Here is a 22301-nt window from a genome sequence, read left to right as displayed (position 1 = left end):
CTTTGGGGCCTACGGATTCAACAAAACATAAATCTTTTGTATCTAATTGTTCCAACCAGATGAAAACATACATTGAGCAAAACAAAGATAGATTCTTAAGCGAACTCTTTGACTTACTGCGTATCCCTTCCGTCAGTGCCGACCCCAAATTCAAAGACGATGTACGCCGCTGCGCTGAGGCAGTAAAGGAATCTATCCTAAAAGCAGGCGCCGACCTAGCCGAAATTCACGAAACGCCTGGTCACCCTGTGGTTTATGGCGAAAAAATCATCGATCCCACCTTACCTACTGTGTTGGTATATGGGCATTATGATGTGCAGCCTGCCGATCCTTATGAACTTTGGGAAACGCCACCTTTTGAGCCTACCATTCGCAACGAAAGGATTTATGCTCGTGGCTCTTGCGATGACAAAGGGCAGTTTTATATGCACATCAAAGCACTCGAAACCATGGTAGCGACCGGGTCGTTGCCGTGCAATGTCAAGGTTATGATTGAGGGAGAAGAAGAAGTTGGATCCGACCATTTAGGGGAGTTTGTGCGTGCCAACAAAGAGAAACTAAAAGCCGACGTGATTTTGATCTCGGATACCAGCATCATCGCCAACGACACCCCCTCAATTGAAGTAGGCTTACGCGGACTCACTTATCTCGAAGTAGAAGTAACAGGTGCCAACCGCGACTTGCACTCGGGCGTATATGGCGGAGCAGTAGCCAATCCTATCAATGTGCTCTGCGAGATGATTGCATCCCTCAAAGATGAAAACAACCATATTACCATTCCAGGGTTTTATGATAAAGTACAACAACTGAGTACCGAAGAGCGCGCTTCTATCAATGAAGCACCTTTTGATTTAGAAGAATACAAGCGTGATCTGGCCATCAACGAAATCGAAGGGGAAGCAGGATATACCACGATTGAGCGCACGGGTATTCGCCCGACCCTCGATGTCAACGGAATATGGGGTGGCTACATAGGTGAAGGGGCCAAAACAGTATTGCCTTCAAAAGCCTACGCCAAAATCAGCATGCGTCTCGTTCCTGACCAAAACAACGACGAAATTCTGGAGCTTTTTACCCAACACTTTTTGTCTATCGCCCCTCCTTCGGTCAAAGTGGTAGTGAAACCCCACCACGGAGGACTTCCCTACGTCACTCCTGTGGATTCGGTTGAATACCGCGCTGCTGAGTTGGCAATGAAAGAAGCCTGGGAAGGCAAGCAGCCTGTGCCTACTCGTGGCGGAGGAAGTATTCCGATTGTGGCCTTGTTTGAACAAGAACTGGGTCTCAAATCTATCTTGATGGGCTTTGGGCTTGATATAGACGCTCTTCACTCACCCAACGAAAGCTACGGATTGTTCAATTTTTATAAAGGTATTGAAACAATTCCTTTGTTTTTCAAGCATTATGCTCACCTAAAAAGTCAGGGTGCGTAGTGAAGATTGATTGAGGTGAAAATCAACAATTTTCCCTAAAATTTCTCTACTTTGCACTGTCAATTAAAAGACAAACGGAAACCCACCGTAAAAGTCAAACATTTCTTTAAAAAAGACTATTTAATCATGAGCGAGACCAACACTCTATTTAAAGCTGGAGTCGTAACTGGAGAAGGCGTAAGCGAAATCTTTCGTCATGCCAATCAAAATGACTATGCTCTTCCAGCAGTCAACGTCGTCGGAACCAACTCTGTCAATGCAGTACTAGAAACTGCCAAGAAGGTTAATTCTCCTGTTATCATTCAGTTCTCCAACGGAGGTGGTATCTTTTATGCTGGCAAAAGCCTCTCTAATGCCAATCAGCAAGCCGCGATTGCGGGTTCTATTTCAGGAGCAATGCACGTTCATCAAATGGCCGCTTTGTACGGAATTCCGGTGATTTTGCATACCGACCACTGTGCCAAAAAATTACTTCCTTGGATAGACGGATTGCTTGAGGCAGGTGAAAAATTTTATGACCAACATGGCAAGCCTCTCTTCAGCTCACATATGCTCGACCTTTCGGAAGAACCTATCGAAGAAAATATCGAAATCTGTGCCAAATATTTTGAGCGTATGGCCAAAATAGGCATGACCCTCGAAATTGAACTAGGCGTAACCGGTGGCGAAGAAGATGGCGTAGACAACTCCGACGTAGATAGCTCAAAACTATATACCCAACCCGCCGAAGTAGCGTATGCTTATGAAGAGCTTAGCAAAATCTCTGACCGCTTTACGATAGCCGCCGCGTTTGGAAACGTACATGGTGTGTATAAGCCTGGCAACGTGAAGCTACAGCCTATCATCTTGAAAAACTCTCAGGATTATATCCAAGAAAAATTCGGTACAGGTCCTCTTCCTGTCAACTTCGTATTTCATGGTGGTTCGGGTAGTAGCCGCGAAGAAATCCGCGAAGCTATCCAATATGGCGCTATCAAAATGAACATCGACACTGATATGCAGTGGTCTACTTGGGAAGGGGTGTTGAAATACTACAAAGACAAAGAGGGATATTTGCAATCCCAATTGGGTAACCCTGAAGGTGATGATTCTCCCAACAAAAAATATTATGACCCTCGTGTATGGCTCAGAAAAGGCGAAGAAAGCATGGTACAACGTCTTACTGTTGCCTTTGAAGACTTAAACTGCCTTAACAGATTGGTATAGTTTTATGGCTTGATTTTTGTACTAAAAAAGCGGTTGAAATTTATTTTTCACCGCTTTTTTACTTTCCCCAAATTTCATTTATTTTTAGTCCATGAACGACCCTATACTACAGTATTATTTACCGCATCATCTTTCCCCTAAACGACTTGATAGATACTTAGCTTCAGGTTGGTTTCGGACTGTAAATATGCTCTTTAGAGCGAAAGTAACTTGTTTTGATAACGACATTTGCTCCCCTATCAACATCCGCCTAAAATTATCAGAACATACCCTTTCTAAGAGGCTAAGAAAACTAGACAATCGCAACAAAAAAATTTTTCGGCACGAAATTCGCAAGGCGACAATCACGCGCGAAAAAGAAGAATTATTTCACTTACATCAACGCCGCTTTAGAAGTTTTTTGAGCAATTCGCTTGAAGAATTTTTGGTACTTACCCCCCGTTTTGATACTTACGAAATCAACGTATATGACGAAGACCGCCTGATTGCGGTGAGTTATTTTGATCAAGGTGAAAGCAGCCTTATGAGTCTGCTAGGGCTGTTTGACCCCGGTTATGCTTCTTATAGCTTAGGAATGTATACTATGCTTTTGGAAATAGAATATGCCAAATCTACCGACCGTATGTGGTATTATCCGGGATACGTGCATGAGCGACCTTCTATCTATGACTACAAACTAAGATTGGGTAAATCCGAAGTGTATGATTGGGACACCAAACGATGGCTTCGCAATATAGACCCTCATACTCAACCTAATTGTGCTGACCACATCAAAGTTCAAACGGCAGTCCTTGAAACACAATTACAATCAGCAGGCATTGCTTTTCAGCGTAAGATTTATTTGTTTTTTGGATGGCATTATTTCAATTCACTCTATGAGCAGCTATTTCATTGCCCCCTTTTACTGATGCTACCAGACGGTAGAGTGGTAGCATATGATCCCGAAAATGAGATGTATATCTGCGACAAATTGGAAATATATGTTCCTTTTAGAGACATTCAGATGACACTTGCCCCTGATTTTGATGCCTCTATGCACCATACTGATGTGATGCGCGTGGTAGAGAAGCTATATCAAACCCCGAATCCTGCTGATATGGTAAACTATCTAAAAAAAACGATTTCTATGCCCTATGAGTTTAATTGGTGGAGCAAAAATCAGGTTACTAATTAACCAATCTGGTAGTTTTTAAATCCAAAAAATACACGTAATTTATTGATAATCAACGTTAACTCCTAGAAAACTCACTTTCAAATACTCTATCAACCATAGCGTTTATTAAGTATCTAGCCATTTTTTAAAAGACTCTGCCTTTTCTCGACTCACGTAGATTTCATCGTCGTCGCGATGTCGTAGCTTGATTTTAAGGCGACCGTTAAAATGAGGTTCGATTCGCTCTATTGCTCCAATACTTGCTAAGTATTTACGATTGATTCTAAAAAAATCCCTAGGATTAAGTTTTTCCTCTAAGTCATCAAGTGTTTCGTCCACAAAGTATTTTTTTTGCTCGGAGTTAACTAAAAATACTATTTTGTCTTCCGCAAAAAGATAAACTACGTCCGCTACCTCTACTACTTCAAAACGAGTGCCTGATTTGAGCAAAAAACGAGTTTTCCAGTCTGAACGTGGGCTCATAAATGCTTCAAGTGCCTTTCCAATATTGGTTTGCAAATCATTGCTTTTCTGCTGAGACTTTAGTTTGAGAATAGCCGTTTGTAGTTCGTCTACATCAATGGGTTTTAATAGATAATCCACGCTATTGACCTTGAAAGCACGAATAGCATACTCGTCATAGGCAGTCGTAAAAATAATGGGAGCCTTTACATCAACTTGCGTAAATATCTCAAAAGAAAGGCCATCGGCCAATTGAATATCCATCAATATCAAGTCAGGCTGAGGATTTTCGCTTAGCCATTTTACGGCACCTCTTACACTTTCAATTTTTGCCAAAATCTCCCCTGAGGGTTCTACAGATTTTACCAAAGATTCGATACGTTTGGCCGCCAAAGGCTCATCTTCAAGAATTAAGATTTTCATAAAAATTATTATATCAACGGAATTGTTACTTCAAAAAAATCTGCGTTTTGACTTATGCTCAGTTTTAAAGGAGTAAGTAACTCATATCGTTTTTTGAGATTGCTTAGTCCCAAACCTGTTGATTCCAAAAATTGTTTGTTTTTGGGCTGAAAACTGTTGCTAACCGCCACCCCCGCATCGGTGAGTTTTATGACAATATGCAGCGGTTTTTCGCTCGAACATTCGTTGTGTTTAAGAGCATTTTCCACCAGAGTAAGCAATCCTTGAGTCACAATATGTCGCGAGGCGATTTTAGCTTGCTCATCTAGCTCGTAAGAAAGATTGTCTCCAAATCTCATTTTATGAATAAACAAATAAGCCTCTACGATTTTGATTTCGGTACTTAGTTCGACTGTTACTTTTTCGTTGTTTTGAAGATTGTAGCGAAATACCTTCGAGAGCCTTTCCACCAAATTGACGGCATTTTGGGGATCTTCAGGAATAAGCGCACTCAAGATATTCAACGAATTAAACAAAAAATGAGGATTCACTTGATTTTTCAAGGTATCGTATTCGGCCTTCAGAAGCGCCTGACTGAGCTGCTGCTCCTTGAGAAGGGAAGTCTGCCACCGATTGATGATTTGCTCTATTACGTATACTGACGTAAACGCAAAGGTCATGAGCATATAAATCATCGAAGTCGATACATACGAACCTATTCCGTATGTTTTTTCTTCTCTCCATTGCATTATTACCATCACTACCACACTCGTTATGATTGACACAATAGCCGTAATCACAACATAACCCCCAATGGTTTTCTGAACAGTCCAATTGGTAGCTTTTTGCATGAGGCGAGGAATCAAAAAACTCTGTGCTTGCCCAATCACGAAAGCAGAAAGAGTAATACTAATCACCCAATCCCACCTAATAACTCCCGTTTTGAAGTTGGTGTTAAGCAATAATATCAACAAAGACGTAGCAAGCCACGTCCATATGTCAGTGCGGTTTAGTTGAATTTTCATCAATCAAAAGAGCCTACGTAAAGAGAAATAGTGATTTAGAAAGGAAGGGCTTTAGCCCTCGTTATATCCTTCTTATTTGCCGGCCCCAGCCTAAAGGCTAGGGTTACAATATAACACTTAGTGTATCAATTAATTTTGCTTAGTTAAAAGTCAAGAGCTATCATTTATTGTTTTCTGAATTCAAAAATAGCGCTTTATTGACTTGATGACTATAAGAAACCGATGAAACCTCCAAACCAAGGAGTGAATAGCAAAAAAAGAGAGCAGCGGTGCTGCTCTCTTCCAAGGAGAAATCATTTTACGAAACAGGCCCAAAAGCCTGAATTTTTGACAATTAGCTTTTATATAATTATTGAACCGTTACTTTACGCTCTACTTCTATTTTTTTAGAGGCAAGATTCAATTGCTTCACCACACGCTCTTTGCCAGCCGAGATTTCTAATTGATAGACACCATCTGCCAAATCATTTACATTGATTTTTGCGGCGTAGGCCATTGATTTTTTAGAAATAGTTTCGCTAAAAATCACTTGTCCGTCGGTGCTTTTCAACAAAATATATACTTTTTCGGCGGCATTTTTCTTGATAGCTACTCTAATGTTGGCATCAGCAGTGACAAAAGTGCTGCTCTCAAAAGTAGGAACTGGACGATTGTCGGTCGTTTTTTCTTCAACATTGCTGGCAAAAGCCACAGAAGTAGTAAGCGCTAAAGCGCAAGCGATTGATTTGATGATGGTTTTCATGATTTTGGTCCGCAGTGGCGGTGTTTTAAATTGGCTGTTATAAAAAAGAAATTACAAAATTAATGGGGCTAAGACTTTATAAGTTTGATGCTTATTTACTTAAAGCTTAGTGAGCGTATTTTACAATACGGTGATTACTCTTTCCGATTCTGGTTTGGGAGAAGATAAATTGAGTTTTTTGATTACACGGTCATTTTTCGTGGCAATCTCCAATTTATACGCTCCATCTCTTAGTTCATCTACGTTGATTTTGGCCGCATACGACATATCGTTTTTGTTGATTGTTTCACGATAAATAATCGTATTGTTGGCGTTGCGGAGGGTGATAAATACCCTTTCAGGGGCATTTTTCTTAACTGCTAATTTGATAGAAGCATCTTTTGTAACATAGGCGCTTGTTTCAAATGTAACAGCTGGGCGATTTTCTACGGGTGATGCGTGAGGCTTTTTCCCTTCGGAGGGGTTGGCAAAAGCGCTACTTGAAACGAGTGCCAGCATCCCTACAAACATTTTCATTGACACTTTCATGACAGTAATGGCAGCTTTTTTTAGTTTAATTTAACGGTACGATAAGTGGTTTCCTCTTGTGGTGTTTTGATGCTCACTTTTTTCTGGATTTTTTCGTTACCAGACGTAATTTCGAGCGTGTAATCTCCTTCACCTAAAGCACTTACATCGAAGCGACCGTCAAATTTGTCGGCTTTTTTGCTGATTACTTCTTCATGCAATAGATTGTTTTTGGCATCGCGAATCGTGATAATCGCTTTTTCTGAGGTTCCTTTACGAACGGCCATCTGGATTTTGGCTTCTTTGGTCGCAAATACTCCTACTTGAAGGGGTTTCGCTTTTTTGTCTTCTGTAGGATCCGAAGCAAATGCTACTGATGAAGTAAGAGCTAAAGCGCAGGCGAGGGTGGTGATGAAAGTTTTCATGGTTTTTTGCTGTTTAAATTGTTTGGCTGTAATTATTGATTAAAAATTGTTTCGTGGCTGTTGGTAATCGGTACTTCTTTAAATATTTGTTTATGGCTGTGTGTCTTAATTGACGTTACAAAGATGCTTGTTTTAAACGGTACTATGCAATACAAAGTACATGAGTGGTACTTAAATGGGATGAACGGTTTTGGCTATTAACTACTTGGATGATGAAGGAAATTGGTATGAGAAAGTATTGTTTTCATGGCTGTAAGAAAAATGTTTTTAGATGGCTGTTAGTGAATACTGCTGCTTTCAAAAAAGGTTACAAATTGTTTTCAATATATTTAATTCAAATGCTGTGCCAGTACTACAAAAAACTTCAACTCTCTGACAATAAACAATTTACAAAAATTTACTATCTTAAAAAATGTCCGAAATCGAACATTTTAATCCATAATATCGGACAATGGCCTTGAATCAAACCTATTTGAAAGAACTACTTTGGCTGGTTATTCAATCTAATGATGCAAAAGTAGTTTGGGAAGTTGCATCAAAAAACAAAAAAGTGTTAAATCATCTTTTTTAAGGGATGAAACGCACTAAATATCTTTCAAGCCGTAATGAAATGAAGCTAGTTATGGAAAGAATATTGTTTAAGGTTTCATTTGCTGTCCAGCAATAATGCAGGCAAGCCAATAGAAACAGTCGTCCCTTTTTCAGCAATCGAATGGATTTGAAGATACCCTTGATGAATACCCACAATTTTTTCAGCCAAAGTAAGTCCTAAACCTGCTCCCTTCACAGTTCCTACATTTCCGGCCCTCATCATCGGCAAAAAAACCTGAGATAATTGCTCTGAAGGGATGCCTATTCCATCATCAATGACATCAATCACTACCCACTTTGGCTGATACCTTACTTCTACTTGTACAGGTCGAAAGTCGGAATATTTGCAAGCATTGTCGATGATATTGATAAGTGCAGTGCGCAACAATATCGTATTTCCGATGACCTTGACTGCCGAGCTACTCTCCGTAAAAGTATCGGTAAATTGTAAATTGATTTTTTGAAGAGGATACTTCTCTTGAAAATAGCCTACTGTATCAAAAACGGTATCTACCAAATTGATATCTTCCAAGAGTTGATTTGAATTCAAGCCTTCGACTTCGGTTAGTTGCAACAACGAATTGGCCAACTCAATAGCCCCTTCCAATCGATACAGGGCTTTTTCGATACTTTCGCGGGTAGTCTCTAAAGTAGAGTCATAAGCAAGGCTTGTTTCCAGCATCCCTTTTACTACCGTAAGAGGAGTGCGGATTTCGTGCGAAGCATAGCCAATAAAATGTTCGTGACTACGAGCAAGTTTTTGGAGACGAGCCAAGAGCTGATTAAAAGAATCGGCAAGATAGGCGGCTTCATCAGAAGAGGATGATTTATAAACCAATCGAAACGAAAAATCATTGACCGTAGCAGTATTGATTTGGGCAATGAGCTGGTCAAAAGGTGCCATCGCACGATGAGAAAAGAAAAACCCTACTGCCACAATCACTGCCAAAGCCAGAAGGTTGCCTCCTATCAAAATCGCGAACAAGTTTCGGCTCGTTTGGCGTCCTGTGAGATCATACGCCATGACGACTGCCACGTATTTTTGTTGACGGTAACTAAACGACCGCGCTACGCCCTCTTTGGGGTATTCCCATGTACCACTCGAATAAGTAAAATACACTTCATCGTGCAGAGCTTCTTTAAGTAATTCTTTAGAAGGAATATAGCCGCCTTTGGTCAAAGAAGAGTATAATAGTTTAAAGTCAGCATCATAAATGAGTTCTTCTTGTTCGGGCAAAAAAAGATAACTCGACTGCTGAAACTCATTACGATTATGAAAATAAGCTTGGGCCGCTAATGCGCGTTTTTGTAAGCGCATGCGCATCAAAGAACGGCGATAAGACTCGTAACCTTCAAATATAAAGAGAGAAAATAGCAGCAAAATAGTAGCCACAAGCAGCCCAAAACCAATCGTAATTTTTTTCTTAATGTTCATGGTTCAGCCCCAAGCATATATCCAACCCCAAAAATCGTATGGACGAGTTTTGGCTCTACTGTATCAATTTTTCTGCGTAAATAATTGATATAAACATCCACTACGTTGGTATTGGTATTGAAATGCACATCCCACACATTTTCTTGGATATTTACTCGGCTTACTACTCGTCCTTGGTTAACTAGTAAATATTCTAACAACGCATACTCACGAGCGGTAAGATTGATACGCTGCCCCGCTCTCCATACTTGATGCGACTGTGTATCTAGCTCCAAATCTAATAGCTTCAGGCGCTGAGGAAGTAAGGGCCGAGATGAATAGCGCCGTGCCAAAGCTTTAAGTCTAAATACCAGCTCTTTAAACGCAAAGGGCTTCGTCAGATAGTCATCCGCACCCGATTCAAAACCAAGCACTTTGCTGTCAAGACTTCCAAGGGCTGTTAACAAAATAACTGGAATAGAGGGCCAGTTATGTTTTACAAAACGACACAAATCATACCCGTTGAGACCTGGAATATTGACATCTAAAATAACCACATCAAAGCGATGCTCATTGACCAAACTCCGTCCAATCACTCCATCAAAAGCGATTGTTAAAGAGATACCCTCCGATTGTAAACCTTTTTGGATAAACTGGGCTAATTCGACGTCATCTTCTACAAGTAACACATTCATAGCAACTTAAATGATTCCTTTTTCTAAATGGCGTACTAAAGTAACCAATTTATCCACTCCGAATGATTTCTAATTAAATTCTAATAACTTACTAATAAGCCTTTAATGAGGTGAGTGGTTATTTTGAACAACGAATTTTCCCCACACATTAGCTCCAACCTTTTAGATATATTATGGGTCTGAACACGCGTTGTTTGTTTTTATTTATTTTTCTTTTTTGTAATTCATTAAAAAGCATCTCCCAAGTATTGACCATCCAAGATGCAATAGAGGCTTCCTTCGCTCACTATCCCACCCTTCAAGCCAAACAAGCGGCTTTAGAAGCCAATAAGGCAAATACGACCGTAGTAAGAGACAATCGCTTGCCCAATGTGCGTCTTCATGACCAAATCAACATCGGCACAGCCAACGGCATCTCTGGCTCTTATTTTTCGTTGGGGTTGATTGTACCTACGTCAGGCGGAAGACGCTCCGAAAACCGTGCCGACCTAGCCTCTGGCAATATCGCCCTTGCCTCAATGGATTGGGAGGTTTATAATTTTGGGAGATTTGAAGCCGAACAACAACTCGCTCAGACCGACATTGCGGTAGGCGAGTCTGACCTTGAGCGAGCAAAATTTGGACTTCGTCAAGCTGTTATCAATACCTATTTAGACTTACTATGGCTTAAACAACATCTCAATATTGAGCAAATGAATATTGCTCGGATTGATACTATCAATCGTATTATTACCAACTTGGTGCGCAATGGTATCAAGCCAGGCTTAGATTCTTCATTGGTAAGAGTCCAAGTTTCAAAAGCCAAAATGTCGTATTGGCAAGTATATGAACAATATCAGCAAGCTTTAATTCAACTTTCAACATTGACAGGTCATCCTGCTGATAAAATCAAAATAGATACTACATTTAGCTTAACCAACTTCACAGCTTCCCCATCTATTGGGCTACTTTCAGAGCATCCTCTTCTCCGTTATCATGAAGCTGTGGCTCGAAAACAATCTGCCGAAATCTCTCTTTTACACAAATCTGCATTGCCGAGATTATCACTACTGACAGCAGCTTGGACACGCGGCTCCAGCATCGACGTCGAAAACAACTATGGCCCCCTCATGCCAGGCCTCATATATAGCAAGGCCAATGTGCTAGTGGGAGCGGCTTTTACGGTCAATTTGACGGATTTTCGACGCGCTAATCATCGAATTCAACTACAAGAGTATCGCGTCAAAGAAACCAAAAGCTTACTGGCCAATGAACGCCTCAATCTCCAAAATGCTCAAATAACCGCCGATTCTGTTTTATCAGTTTTAAAACTCGAACTGCAAGAACTACCACGCGCTTTGCAAGCTGCCAATGCTGCTTACAATCAGCGTTTATCACGATACAACAATGGCTTAGAAAATATCTTGGGGCTTACCGATGCCGTACAAGTATTGCGTAGTGTCGAAAAAGACTATATCGTCACTCAAAGTAGAGCTATCAGAGTATACTTACAAAGAGCATATGCTACCAATGATTTCGAATCTTTTTTTACGCTGTTTAGGCACTAAACGAATGTATTCCGTCGCAATTTTAATCCAAGGCTAACATGTCGCTTTTGTCCACATCTTTAAAGCGTCCTATTTCATCTTTAGTGTTGATTGGGGGCGTCATTATTTTTTCAATTTTGTCGGCGACTCGCATTCCGATAGATATTTTTCCCAGGCTTAATTCCCCCGTTATTTATGTGATTGAGCCTTATGGAGGAATGTCGCCTGCCCAAATGGAAGGTTTTTTTGCTACCCGCATGCAAGACCAATTTTTATATATATCGGGTATTAAAGAGATTCAAAGCAAAAGCGTTCAGGGGCTTACTATTGTAAAACTGGCTTTTTATGAAGGCTCAGATATGGCGCAAGCTGCCGCCGAAGTCGCGATTCAGGTCAATCGTGCCATGAAATTTTTCCCGCCGGGTGCTCTGCCACCTCAAGTAGTGCGGTACGACGCCTCCTCTGTACCAATTGGCGATTTGGTGTTTAGTAGTAAAACCCGCGCCTTAAAAGAAATCCATGAGTTGGCCGTTACACGGATTAGACCCTTGTTTTCGACCATTCCGGGCCTTACTGCCCCGCCACCTATTGGTACCAACTCCCGCACCGTAGTTATCAATCTAGACCCTTACAAAATCCGTAGCCTGAATGTATCGCCCGATGAAGTGGTAGAAGCCCTCGCCGCCAACAACGTGATGACTCCCTCAGGCAACATCAGGGTCGAAAACAAAACGTATATTACGACGCTCAATTCGCTAGAAGAAAAAGTAGAAGATTTCAATCGGATTTCGATTAGTACCAAAGGAAGTCGCAATATCTTTTTAAAAGATGTAGCTACCGTGTCGGATGGCTCCGATGTCACTACAGGATACGCACTCGTCAATGGCAGTCGCTCTTCTTATATCCCCGTCGTCAAAACCGCTGACGCCTCTACTTGGGATGTGGTGAGCCGTTTGAAAGCCAAGCTTCCCGAAATGCGCAGTTTACTGCCCGATGATATTGAGGTTTCGTATGAGTTTGACCAATCTATCTTTGTCATCAATGCCGTCAAGAGTCTGATTTTTGAGGGAGCTTTGGGAGCTATCCTTACGGGATTGATGGTATTTTTATTTTTGGGCGATTGGCGTAGTTCCCTCATTGTGATTATCACGATTCCAGTCTCTATCATCACTGGCGTGTTTTTGCTCAATTTGGCAGGTCAGACCATCAATATCATGACCCTATCGGGGCTATCGTTGGCGATTGGAATTTTGGTAGATCAAGCTACCGTGACTATCGAAAATATCCACCAACATATCGAAATGGGCAAGCCCAAAAATCAAGCCGTTTATGATGCTTGTCGAGAAGTGGCTCTTCCTTTGCTCTTGATTTTGTTTTGTATTCTAGCAGTTTTTGCTCCTTCTTTTATGATGTCGGGAGTGCCTAAAGCGATGTTTTTGCCTTTATCCTTATCCATCGGATTTGCGATGACGGTCTCCTATTTTTTGGCCCAAAGTTTGGTGCCTATCATGGCCAATTGGTTTATGACAAGCCACAAACATACGCCAAAAGAAGTTACGGATAAGCCTACTTTTTTTGACAAAATTCGCCACAAGTTCATTACTCAGAGCAAAACACTTCTAAAATCTAACAAGCTCATTGTCAGCGCCTATCTGGTGGTTATTTTAAGTTTAGCAGGAATAGGATTTTGGTATATTGGGAAAGATATTTTACCCCAAATCAACTCTGGACAGCTCGTTATCAGAATGAAAACTCCCGACGGTACACGTCTGGAGCGAACTGAAGAAAAAGTCGGTGAATTGTTGTCGCTCGTAGATGAAATATCAGGTGGCAACCTAGCCGTATCATCAGCCTATGTAGGGGTAGTGCCGACCAACTATGCTACTACCAATCTCTATGTAAGTACCACTGGTACCAACGATGCAGTCATCAAAGTAGCTCTTGAGAAAGAGTATCACACCAATATGCAAGATTTCAAGGAACGCCTACGCACAGCAGTTCATGAAAAAATGCCAGACCTAGCCATCTCCTTTGAACCTGCCGACCTCACCGAAAAACTAATGAGTCAAGGAGCTAATACCCCTATTGAGGTTCAGGTAGCAGGGCGCAATATGAAGCAAATTGAAGGCTATGCCCAAAACCTCGTGGAGGGTCTATCGGAAGTGCCTTTTTTGAGGGATGTGAGGATTGTACAACCCCTCAATTTCCCAGTGATCAAAATCAATTTGGATCGTTATAAATTGGCCATGATGGGACTCACTTTACAGCAAGTGGCTCGCTCCATCACTGCCTCAACCTCCTCCAGCCGATTTACCGAAAAAAACCAATGGCTCGACCGTAACTCCTCTTATACGTATCAGGTACAAGTCCAAATCCCTGAACACGCTATGAGTAGCTTATCTGAGTTACAAGAAATCCCCCTTGTAGCGGGACAAGTCAGGCCCGTGTTGTCGGATGTGGCCACTTTTGCTTTAGAAATGTCGCCAGGAGAATATTCGCGCACAGGCCCACGGCGTTTTTTGACCGTCTCCGCCAATGTCCACCACAAAGACTTAGGGAGTGCTACCACTGCCGTAGAGAAAGTAGTATCAAATGCGGGCGAATTGCCAGCAGGTGTAGTCACCCAAATCAAGGGAATGTCTTCGTTGTTGACCGAAACCCTCAATAGCTTACAAACAGGCTTAGGTATCGCTATTTTGGTGATTTTCCTGCTACTAGCGGCCAATTACCAATCTTTCAAACTTTCGTTGGTGGTGCTTTCTACGATTCCGGCGGTGATTGTGGGAGCGCTTGGGCTTCTTTTATTAACAGGCAGTACCCTCAACTTACAGTCTTACATGGGTATCATCATGTCGGTGGGTATCTCTGTGGCCAATGCCATTTTGATAGTTACCAATGCCGAACAACTCCGTTGGGAATACCGTGATGCTTATCGGGCGGCTATCGATAGCGCAGGGATTCGGCTACGACCTGTATTGATGACTAGCTTCGCCATGATTGCTGGCATGATTCCGATGGCCTTAGGTACGGGCGAAGCAGGCGAGCAAGTTGCGCCCTTAGGTAGGGCGGTGATCGGGGGGCTTATAGCTTCTACCTTAGCTGCGTTGTATATCGTACCTCAAGTATATGTATGGTTGCAAGGAAAAACTACTTTCCAAGACCCTTCATTGTTGCCCGATTCTACGCAAGACTCCAAAGACGAAATCAGCCAAAATCATCAATTAGCTCATTAAGCTCTAAAACATATTTTAATAGTTAATGGCGCTTCACTTCTTGAGATTATTTACTCAAAATCAGAATGTTTAGTGACTTAAAATACCCAAAAACTTTTCTCAATTACTTAAATCACATGAGAATCTCTGAAAGCATTTATAGTGTGGTAGCTGCAATGTTGCTAATCCCTACTCTTATTCATTGTACTTCTTCTGAGTCAGACGAGGTAGCTCGTAAAAAGTCTACAAAAAAAGATAAGCCCAAAATTAATTTCGAAATTGGGACACCCTCTCGCCAAAAAGTGGGACAAATGGTTCAGCTCCCTGCCGAATTTAAGGCTTTCCAAGAGGTAAATATTTATCCAAAAGCAGATGGGTTTGTGGAACAAGTACTGGTCGATAGAGGCTCTGTCGTACGCAAAGGCCAAGTATTGATGATTCTTGACTCTCCCGAATCAGAAGAAAGACTCGTAGCAGCCCGCTCTAACACCCTTAAAGCCAATGCCTTGCTCGTAGCAAGCAAAGAGCACTACCGCCGACTCAAATCTAGCAGTAAAGTACCTGGCTCGGTTTCGGCCTTAGATTTGGAAACAGCTCACGCCCGCATGATGGCCGATAGCGCCTCCCTACTTGGAGAAGAAGCCAATCTACGTGCCTTGACCAAAATCAAATCTTACCTCACCGTTACGGCCCCTTTTGATGGTATCATTACTGAGCGGAATGTGCACCCCGGAGCATTGGTAGGATTAGGGGCAAAAATGGAAGGACCTATGATGGTGTTACAACAGCAAAACCCTCTTCGTCTGGTCATAGATGTGCCCGAAACGTACGCCATGAGCCTAAAAAAGGGAGATGTTGTATCGTTTTCGGTAAATACCCTTCCGAATCAAACTTTCCGTGAAAAAATCAGCCGACGAGCTAGTAACATGAATGAAAAGTTTAGGTCCGAAACTGTCGAAATTGACGTCCCAAACAACGCTGGCAAATTCAAGCCCGGTATGTTTGCAGAAGTAATTCTCTCCACTGAAGGCACTCCCAATGCCTTCAGTGTACCTTCATCGGCCGTCATTGCCTCTACCGAACGACAGTATATTATTCGAGTTACAGACGGGCGCGCTCAATTTGTAGATGTAAGGAAAGGCCAACAATCGGGCGAGCTCACCGAAGTTTTTGGAAATCTCAATGCCGACGATAAGATTCTGCTCAATCCGAGAGATGATCTCAAAGAAGGAACCTTAGTCCAATAATCCCTAGCTCATTCATGAAAAGATGGTTCATTATAGGATTGATTTGTGGGGACTATTACATGAATAATTTTAATAGCCCCCACCATATTTCTTTTATTTATCCCAAAAAAATAACACACTCACTACCAAAACATTATAATTATTTTATTTCCTACACTTTTAGTCCTTGTATCCGATAAGCATTCAAGATAGCCAATAAGGCGACTCCTACATCGGCAAAAACAGCCTCCCACATCGTTGCGAGGCCACCTGCCCCTAATATCAACACAATCGCTTTCACGCCAAATGCCAAACTGATATTTTGCCACACAATGCGTTTGGTTTGTCTGCCGATATGAATAGCCATCGGGATTTTGGAAGGTGCATCATCCTGAATAACAATGTCGGCGGTTTCGATGGTGGCATCACTTCCCAAACCTCCCATTGCAATGCCCACATCACTTAGAGCTATCACTGGGGCATCGTTTACACCATCTCCCACAAAAGCGACGGTTTCATTTTGGCCTTTAAGGGCCTTTACTTTGTTTACTTTATCTTCGGGCAACAAATCTCCAAAAGCCTGTTGAATGGCGAGTTTCTGAGCTACGGCCTTTACTACAGTATCTTTATCACCGCTCAACATCGTCACTTGCACTCCCAATTTTTTTAGCGCATTTATCGCAGAAGAAGCATCTTCTTTGATTTCGTCGGCAATCGTCAAATAGCCCACAAACGCTTTATTGAAAGCCACTGCAATGAGCGTATCAACAACACTTTGAGGATCTACATCATACTGAATCCCAAACTTATCCATCAATTTAAAATTACCAACCAACAATTCATTGCCTTCAATGATGGCTTTTAGGCCATGTCCCGCTATTTCTTCTACCTCCTGAATTGGGACAGATGCATCCACAGCCCCCACATAGTGATGAATCGCAGTAGCTACTGGGTGGGTGCTTTTGCTTTCTAAAGCATTGACCATTTGAAGCATTTTTATTTTATCAACTCCTTCCTTAAAAACAACTTCCTGTACTTTAAAGACTCCTTTAGTCAGGGTGCCAGTTTTGTCCATTACTACGTTTTGAATGTTGGCGATGAGGTCTAAAAAGCTACTACCCTTAAACAAAATGCCATTGCGCGAGGCGGCGCCTATTCCCCCAAAATACCCCAACGGGATAGAAATAACCAATGCACAAGGACATGAAATCACTAAGAAAATCAAGGAACGATACAACCATGTTTTGAACTCATAGGTGTCCACAAAAAAGTAAGGCAACAAACAAATACCTAACGCCAGCCCCACCACAATAGGAGTATATATTTTAGCAAACTTGCGAATAAAAAGCTCAGTGGGGGCTTTTTGGGCAGTAGCGTTTTGTACCAATTCGAGGATACGACTCAATTTACTATCCTTGTAGGCTGTAGTGACTTTTACTTGAGCTACTCCGTTGAGATTTATCATGCCAGCAAGTACGCCCTCTCCTTTGGTTTTAGTATCGGGTTTGCTTTCTCCCGTCAAAGCAGCCGTATTGAAAGATGCGTTTTCAGAAAGAAGTACGCCATCCAAAGCCAGCTTTTCTCCTGCTTTGAGCTGAACAACAGCGCCAATTTCTACGAATTCGGCTTTTACAATTTGATTTTGACGATTGTCCATCACCAACGTAACTTCGTCGGGGCGCTGATCTAGCAAGGCTTTGATGTTACCTTTGGCACGCTTAACGGCCAAGGTTTGGAATACTTCTCCAACGGCGTAAAAAAGCATTACTGCCACTCCTTCTGGATACTCTTGAATCGCAAAGGCCCCGACTGTAGCGATGGTCATCAAGAAAAATTCCGAGAAAACCTCACCTTTGGTTATACTTTCAAAGGCTTCTTTTATCACTGGAAATCCAACCGGAGCATAGGCTACTAAATACCAGATGATACGTATCCAGCCCGTAAACCAACTTTGTACCATCCAATTGTCAAAAGCAATGCCTATCAACAACAAGACTAAGGAAATCACAGACGGCAAAAACATCTGGAAAGTCGTTTGGTTTGCAGACGAATGATCATGGTCATGACCCTCATCATCATGGTGTTCGTCATGCTGATGTATAGTGCAGCAAGTATCATTTCTGAGTAATTCTTTTGCTCCTGCTTTAGTATATATTTTTTCTTCCTGAAGACAACAAAGCTGCTTGCCTTGGGCATCATAAATGTGCTGATGTTCCATAATACCACATTGATTTACAAATTTTTACAACAAAAAACTCAATTCCTCTTCATACATAAATCAAAATTAAATTTTGAAAAGTGTAATTTTATTCTCTTTTTGCATTACTTATGAAAAACATGAAACAGTCTTTATTTTAAGCATATGAACTATTCAAAAGATATACTTTTTTGTTTTCATGGTAATCATTAGTAAAACTATCACAAACAGTTTTGGCACAAAGCATGCAGAAACAATCGAAGCACTAAACGAGTGGTATGATAAAACGAAAAATGCTGATTGGGGAAATTTTCTACACATAAAACAAACTTTTAATTCAGTTGACTTTGTAGGGAATGACCGTTATGTATTCAATATCATGGGGAATCAATATAGGCTAGTTGCTATGATTTTCTTTGATATCCGTACCGTTTACATTCGTTTTATAGGCTCTCATGCTGAATATAATAAAATTGATGTAACAATTATTTAGTTAGCGATGAGTACAATCACAAATGAAACTCAATACGAAACCACCATGAACCGTATTGAATATTTTCTAAAAAAAGCAACTTCGTTGGGTGGCTTTGCTAATCTCTCTCCAAACGAAGTGGCTGAATTACAAACACTTTCAATTGCTGCAGAGCAATATGAAGACCGTATTCCTTTAGCCCCTATTGTAGTCCAATCTCCACAGTCACTCCCCGAAATGCTATCTCTAAAAATGTATCAGATGAAACTGAAACAAAAGGATTTGGCACATTTGCTAAATATCACGCCTACTCGTCTTTCAGAAGTTATGTCAGGAAAACGGCGAGTCAACATGGACTTAGCAAAACGCCTCTATAAAAAGTTGTCAATTGATCCCGCCTTTATTTTAGAGCATAGCTAAAACTCCTTCACCCTACGTTTTTCGCTAAAGTAGGTTTCTAAGGCTCTTTTCCCAAAGGCGTAAAATACGACGGGGGTAACAATCATATCTAGCAATGTACTGGAAATTAACCCTCCTAAAATCACCGTAGCCACGGGATAGAGAATCTCTTTGCCAGCCGCTTGGGGGTCGAGCGTCAGTGGAATCAAAGCCAATGCCGCCACCAAGGCGGTCATCAATACTGGCACAAGCCGCTCCAACGAGCCACGGACAATCATGGCTTTTCCAAAAACCTCGCCTTCATTTTCGACAAGATGAATATAATGCGAAATCATCATGATACCATTGCGACTCGCAATGCCTGTCAGCGTGATAAACCCGACCAATGTAGCCACCGAAAACACTCCCCCTGTAAGACTTACCGCCACTACACTTCCTACAAGTGCTAAAGGTACATTTAGCATGATTTGCAGTACAATATGGTGAGATTTGAAATGCGTAAAGAGAACTAAATAGATGCTTAAAATGGAAAAAATGCTCAAAAGTCCAATCAACTGCGTAGCCGACGACTGACTCTCTATCAAGCCCGAATACACCACATAATAACCCGCTGGAAGTTGCAACTGACCCACTTTTTTCTTGATTTCGTCAACCACACTTCCCAAATCGCGCCCTTGGACATTGGCCGAAATCACCATTCGTCGTTGGGTATTTTCGTGCATTACTTGGTTGACAGTCACCGTCTGCTCAATGTCCGCAATCTGCTCCAGCGGCACGAGCGTTCCGTCGGGAGTGCTGATTTGGGTATTGCGAATTGCCTCTAAATTCGAACGTTCTTGCTCATTGGCACGAATCAGAATATCAAAAGATTTTTGTCCGTCATATATCTGTCCCGTTACTTTACCATTATAAAACACCTCCAATTCTTCCGCCACTTTGCCCGCTTGCAGCCCATAGCGTTGGAGAGCATCGCGCTTTACCCTAATCAACAGTTGAGGTACCATCACTTGTCGCTCTATATTGAGATCGGTAATACCTTCTACTCCTTGCATTACATTTTTGATTTCGCCCGCTTTACTTCTCAATTCGGTAAGGTCGTTGCCATAGAGTTTTAGGGCTATTTGTGCCTGTACCCCCGATAATAAGTGTTCAATTCGGTGCGAAATCGGTTGGCCTACACTAATATTTACACCTTTGATGACCGAGAGTTTTTTACGAATCTCAGCAATAATTTCATCACGATTCCGCTCAATGTTAGGTTTGAGTTCAACCTCAATTTCCGAACGACTCACCGGCTCCACGTGCTCGTCTAGCTCGGCTCGCCCAGTTCGACGGCTCGCATACTCGACCTCTGGCACTTGCAACATAAGCTTTTCGGCCAATGTCCCAATCCGATTAGACTCTTCTAAAGACGTACCAGGCGGTGCAATGAGGTTGATAGTAAAAGAACCTTCATTGAAAGGAGGTAAAAATTCTGTGCCAAAAAAAGGAATTGCTCCTATTGAAACCACAATCATCAAAACTGCCGCCCCTATGATAGACTTAGGACGTTGTAAAGCCCAATCTAAAAGCCTAGTATCTTGTTTCTTGAGCCAACGCACGATTTTCGTATCTTCTTGATGCCCTTCAGCGCCTAAGAAATTGGCCCAAAAACCTTTATGATGAGTTTGTTGCTTTTTACTTCCTAACAAATAGCTACATAGTACAGGCGTGACCGTTAGGGATACAAACAACGACGCCGTGATAGAAGTAATGTAAGCGATGCCTAAAGGCGCAAAAATGCGACCTTCGATGCCCTCCATGAAAAACAAGGGTACAAAAACCAATACCACAATGATAGTGGCATATACAATCGAATTCCGAACTTCAGAGCTTGCTTCGTACACCACTCGTAATGTAGACTTAGGGCTACCTAAAGTTTTGTTTTCGCGCAATCGACGAAAAACATTTTCAACATCCACAATCGCATCATCTACCAACTCTCCAATCGCAATCGCTAATCCTCCCAAGGTAAGGGTATTGATAGAAACATGAAGCAGTTGAAAAATAATAGCCGTAATCACCAATGACAACGGAATAGCCGTAAGGGTAATAACGGTGGTACGTAGATTCATCAAAAACAAAAACAAAATAATCACTACCAGTATAAAGCCATCTCGTAACGCCTCAACGACATTGTTGATGGAGTTTTCGATGAAGTTTTTTTGCTGAAAAATCTTAGGATTCAGTTTTACATCTTTGGGTAACGCTTGCTGTAATTCTACACAGGCTTTTTCTATTGCATTGGTAAGTGCCACAGTATTGGCGCCAGGCTGCTTTTCGACAGCCATGATTACGGCGGGCTTTCCATTGATACTACCGTCTCCCCGTTTGAAAGCCGCGCCAAACTTCACTTCAGCCACTTGTTTTAGCAGTATAGGCTGTCCGTTGCGGCTTGTGATTACTGTATTACCCAAGTCGTCTAGCGACTCCGCCCGTCCCACATTTCGAATCAAGACTTCGGTGCCGTATTCATAATAAAAGTTCCCAGTGGTATTGCGAGTGGCTTGCCCGAGGGCTTTTTCGACTTCGTCAAGTCCTACCCCAAATTGTTTGAGCTTGGCACTTGATACCTGTACTTGGTACTGTAAACGCTCTCCTCCTATGGGTATTACTTGAGATACCCCCTTGATAGTGAGCAATCTACGACGTATTGTAAAATCAGCCAAGGTGCGCAATTCAGCCGGAGTGGTGGTCTTATCGGCACTAAGACCAATGTACATAAACTGCCCCATCACCGACGTGATTGGCCCCATGATAGGTGTGATACCTGTTGGTAACGAAACGGTTTGGAGCCTTTCGGCCACCAATTGCCTAGCGCGATAGATGTCGGTATTCCAGTCAAATTCGACATACACCATACCTAGTCCAATCGCCGAGCTACTCCGCACGGCTTCCACGCCCGGTGCGCCATTGAGGGCTGTCTCTACAGGAAGTACCACTTGGGTCTCGATTTCTTCGGGCGCGAGGCCGTTTGATTCTAAAAAAATAGTGACTCGGGTACGATTCAAATCGGGCAGTACGTCGATCGGAATACGTAGCGCCATATAGGTACCAGCAACCAGCAAAATGGCTGCTGCCGCCAACACAATCAGCCGATTGTGCAGCGAAAATCGAATGATTTTATCAAGCATTTTTATATTTTCTGATAAGATACTTCTGAAATAAACGGGCC

The 22301-nt window shown here is 42.0% G+C and carries 17 protein-coding genes; 8 read left to right on the top strand and 9 right to left on the bottom strand.

Annotated features, from left to right (window positions below; all coding sequences use genetic code 11):
- The first annotated feature begins 59 nt into the window (after window positions 1-59).
- The 3 genes from P1X15_RS21865 (at window position 60) to P1X15_RS21855 (ending at window position 3813) form a co-directional block, all read left to right on the top strand.
- Window positions 60-1433, top strand: a complete 1374-nt coding sequence (locus tag P1X15_RS21865; RefSeq protein ID WP_277340271.1) for a dipeptidase — start codon at window positions 60-62, stop codon at window positions 1431-1433.
- A gap of 126 nt (window positions 1434-1559) precedes the next feature.
- The gene (gene fbaA / locus P1X15_RS21860; protein WP_277340270.1) at window positions 1560-2639 is read left to right on the top strand and encodes a class II fructose-bisphosphate aldolase; all 1080 of its coding nucleotides are present in this window, start codon (window positions 1560-1562) and stop codon (window positions 2637-2639) included.
- A 91-nt stretch (window positions 2640-2730) separates the two neighbouring features.
- Entirely contained in the window at window positions 2731-3813 is a 1083-nt protein-coding gene (locus P1X15_RS21855; RefSeq protein WP_277340269.1) for a hypothetical protein, read from the top strand.
- A gap of 105 nt (window positions 3814-3918) precedes the next feature.
- Here P1X15_RS21855 and P1X15_RS21850 read toward each other — a convergent pair whose 3' ends face one another.
- The 7 genes from P1X15_RS21850 to P1X15_RS21820 form a co-directional block, all read right to left on the bottom strand.
- Window positions 3919-4677: a LytTR family DNA-binding domain-containing protein gene (locus tag P1X15_RS21850; RefSeq protein ID WP_277340268.1), complete on the bottom strand. Its 759-nt coding sequence runs from the start codon at window positions 4675-4677 to the stop codon at window positions 3919-3921.
- Window positions 4678-4685: 8 nt separating this feature from the next.
- The gene (locus P1X15_RS21845; protein WP_277340267.1) at window positions 4686-5681 is read right to left on the bottom strand and encodes a sensor histidine kinase; all 996 of its coding nucleotides are present in this window, start codon (window positions 5679-5681) and stop codon (window positions 4686-4688) included.
- A gap of 349 nt (window positions 5682-6030) precedes the next feature.
- The gene (locus P1X15_RS21840) at window positions 6031-6423 is read right to left on the bottom strand and encodes a T9SS type A sorting domain-containing protein (protein WP_277340266.1); all 393 of its coding nucleotides are present in this window, start codon (window positions 6421-6423) and stop codon (window positions 6031-6033) included.
- Between the two features lie 120 nt (window positions 6424-6543).
- The gene (locus P1X15_RS21835; RefSeq protein ID WP_157585148.1) at window positions 6544-6951 is read right to left on the bottom strand and encodes a DUF3244 domain-containing protein; all 408 of its coding nucleotides are present in this window, start codon (window positions 6949-6951) and stop codon (window positions 6544-6546) included.
- Between the two features lie 20 nt (window positions 6952-6971).
- Complete coding sequence (locus tag P1X15_RS21830; RefSeq protein WP_277340265.1) at window positions 6972-7355, bottom strand: hypothetical protein; 384 nt, start codon at window positions 7353-7355, stop codon at window positions 6972-6974.
- Window positions 7356-8001: 646 nt separating this feature from the next.
- A complete protein-coding gene (locus P1X15_RS21825; protein WP_277340264.1) occupies window positions 8002-9381 on the bottom strand; it encodes a HAMP domain-containing sensor histidine kinase in 1380 nt (459 codons plus the stop codon).
- Window positions 9378-10055, bottom strand: coding sequence for a response regulator transcription factor (locus tag P1X15_RS21820; protein ID WP_277340263.1), 678 nt, complete (start codon window positions 10053-10055; stop codon window positions 9378-9380). The genes P1X15_RS21825 and P1X15_RS21820 overlap by 4 nt, the downstream gene beginning before the upstream one ends.
- 173 nt (window positions 10056-10228) lie before the next feature.
- Here P1X15_RS21820 and P1X15_RS21815 point away from each other — a divergent pair, with 173 nt between their 5' ends.
- The 3 genes from P1X15_RS21815 to P1X15_RS21805 all read left to right on the top strand — a co-directional run bounded on the left by P1X15_RS21815 (window position 10229) and on the right by P1X15_RS21805 (window position 16040).
- Window positions 10229-11602: a TolC family protein gene (locus P1X15_RS21815; RefSeq protein ID WP_277340262.1), complete on the top strand. Its 1374-nt coding sequence runs from the start codon at window positions 10229-10231 to the stop codon at window positions 11600-11602.
- A gap of 38 nt (window positions 11603-11640) precedes the next feature.
- Window positions 11641-14814, top strand: coding sequence for an efflux RND transporter permease subunit (locus P1X15_RS21810; protein ID WP_277340261.1), 3174 nt, complete (start codon window positions 11641-11643; stop codon window positions 14812-14814).
- A gap of 116 nt (window positions 14815-14930) precedes the next feature.
- Window positions 14931-16040 carry an efflux RND transporter periplasmic adaptor subunit gene (locus tag P1X15_RS21805; protein WP_277340260.1) on the top strand — a complete coding sequence of 370 codons (1110 nt, stop codon included), beginning with the start codon at window positions 14931-14933 and terminating at the stop codon, window positions 16038-16040.
- Window positions 16041-16191: 151 nt separating this feature from the next.
- Here the strand turns inward: P1X15_RS21805 and P1X15_RS21800 are convergent, their stop codons facing one another.
- On the bottom strand, window positions 16192-18237 hold the full coding sequence (locus P1X15_RS21800) for a heavy metal translocating P-type ATPase (protein WP_277340259.1): 2046 nt from the start codon (window positions 18235-18237) through the stop codon (window positions 16192-16194).
- Between the two features lie 178 nt (window positions 18238-18415).
- On the opposite strand from P1X15_RS21800, the gene P1X15_RS21795 reads away from it, so the two are divergent.
- Together P1X15_RS21795 and P1X15_RS21790 are read left to right on the top strand one after the other, a co-directional pair.
- Entirely contained in the window at window positions 18416-18709 is a 294-nt protein-coding gene (locus P1X15_RS21795) for a type II toxin-antitoxin system HigB family toxin (RefSeq protein ID WP_277340258.1), read from the top strand.
- Between the two features lie 6 nt (window positions 18710-18715).
- On the top strand, window positions 18716-19108 hold the full coding sequence (locus P1X15_RS21790) for a helix-turn-helix domain-containing protein (RefSeq protein ID WP_277340257.1): 393 nt from the start codon (window positions 18716-18718) through the stop codon (window positions 19106-19108).
- On the opposite strand, the gene P1X15_RS21785 is transcribed toward P1X15_RS21790, so the two are convergent.
- Window positions 19105-22260 carry an efflux RND transporter permease subunit gene (locus tag P1X15_RS21785; RefSeq protein ID WP_277340256.1) on the bottom strand — a complete coding sequence of 1052 codons (3156 nt, stop codon included), beginning with the start codon at window positions 22258-22260 and terminating at the stop codon, window positions 19105-19107. The two genes, P1X15_RS21790 and P1X15_RS21785, sit on opposite strands and share 4 nt — an antisense overlap.
- Between the last annotated feature and the right edge of the window lie 41 nt (window positions 22261-22301).

It is taken from the genome of Runella sp. MFBS21, from assembly GCF_029433105.1.
Classification (GTDB): Bacteria; Bacteroidota; Bacteroidia; order Cytophagales; family Spirosomataceae; genus Runella.
This window is presented reverse-complemented; position numbering and strand designations above follow the sequence as displayed.

Bases quoted from the DNA above. Each gene is read 5' to 3' on its own strand.
- P1X15_RS21855 (WP_277340269.1), top strand. From the start codon at position 2,731: ATGAACGACCCTATACTACAGTATTATTTACCGCATCATCTTTCCCCT.
- P1X15_RS21790 (WP_277340257.1), top strand. From the start codon at position 18,716: ATGAGTACAATCACAAATGAAACTCAATACGAAACCACCATGAACCGT.
- P1X15_RS21865 (WP_277340271.1), top strand. From the start codon at position 60: ATGAAAACATACATTGAGCAAAACAAAGATAGATTCTTAAGCGAACTC.
- P1X15_RS21835 (WP_157585148.1), bottom strand. From the start codon at position 6,951: ATGAAAGTGTCAATGAAAATGTTTGTAGGGATGCTGGCACTCGTTTCA.
- P1X15_RS21840 (WP_277340266.1), bottom strand. From the start codon at position 6,423: ATGAAAACCATCATCAAATCAATCGCTTGCGCTTTAGCGCTTACTACT.
- P1X15_RS21825 (WP_277340264.1), bottom strand. From the start codon at position 9,381: ATGAACATTAAGAAAAAAATTACGATTGGTTTTGGGCTGCTTGTGGCT.
- P1X15_RS21815 (WP_277340262.1), top strand. From the start codon at position 10,229: ATGGGTCTGAACACGCGTTGTTTGTTTTTATTTATTTTTCTTTTTTGT.
- P1X15_RS21830 (WP_277340265.1), bottom strand. From the start codon at position 7,355: ATGAAAACTTTCATCACCACCCTCGCCTGCGCTTTAGCTCTTACTTCA.
- P1X15_RS21800 (WP_277340259.1), bottom strand. From the start codon at position 18,237: ATGGAACATCAGCACATTTATGATGCCCAAGGCAAGCAGCTTTGTTGT.
- P1X15_RS21810 (WP_277340261.1), top strand. From the start codon at position 11,641: ATGTCGCTTTTGTCCACATCTTTAAAGCGTCCTATTTCATCTTTAGTG.
- P1X15_RS21785 (WP_277340256.1), bottom strand. From the start codon at position 22,260: ATGCTTGATAAAATCATTCGATTTTCGCTGCACAATCGGCTGATTGTG.
- P1X15_RS21820 (WP_277340263.1), bottom strand. From the start codon at position 10,055: ATGAATGTGTTACTTGTAGAAGATGACGTCGAATTAGCCCAGTTTATC.
- fbaA (WP_277340270.1), top strand. From the start codon at position 1,560: ATGAGCGAGACCAACACTCTATTTAAAGCTGGAGTCGTAACTGGAGAA.
- P1X15_RS21795 (WP_277340258.1), top strand. From the start codon at position 18,416: ATGGTAATCATTAGTAAAACTATCACAAACAGTTTTGGCACAAAGCAT.
- P1X15_RS21850 (WP_277340268.1), bottom strand. From the start codon at position 4,677: ATGAAAATCTTAATTCTTGAAGATGAGCCTTTGGCGGCCAAACGTATC.
- P1X15_RS21805 (WP_277340260.1), top strand. From the start codon at position 14,931: ATGAGAATCTCTGAAAGCATTTATAGTGTGGTAGCTGCAATGTTGCTA.
- P1X15_RS21845 (WP_277340267.1), bottom strand. From the start codon at position 5,681: ATGAAAATTCAACTAAACCGCACTGACATATGGACGTGGCTTGCTACG.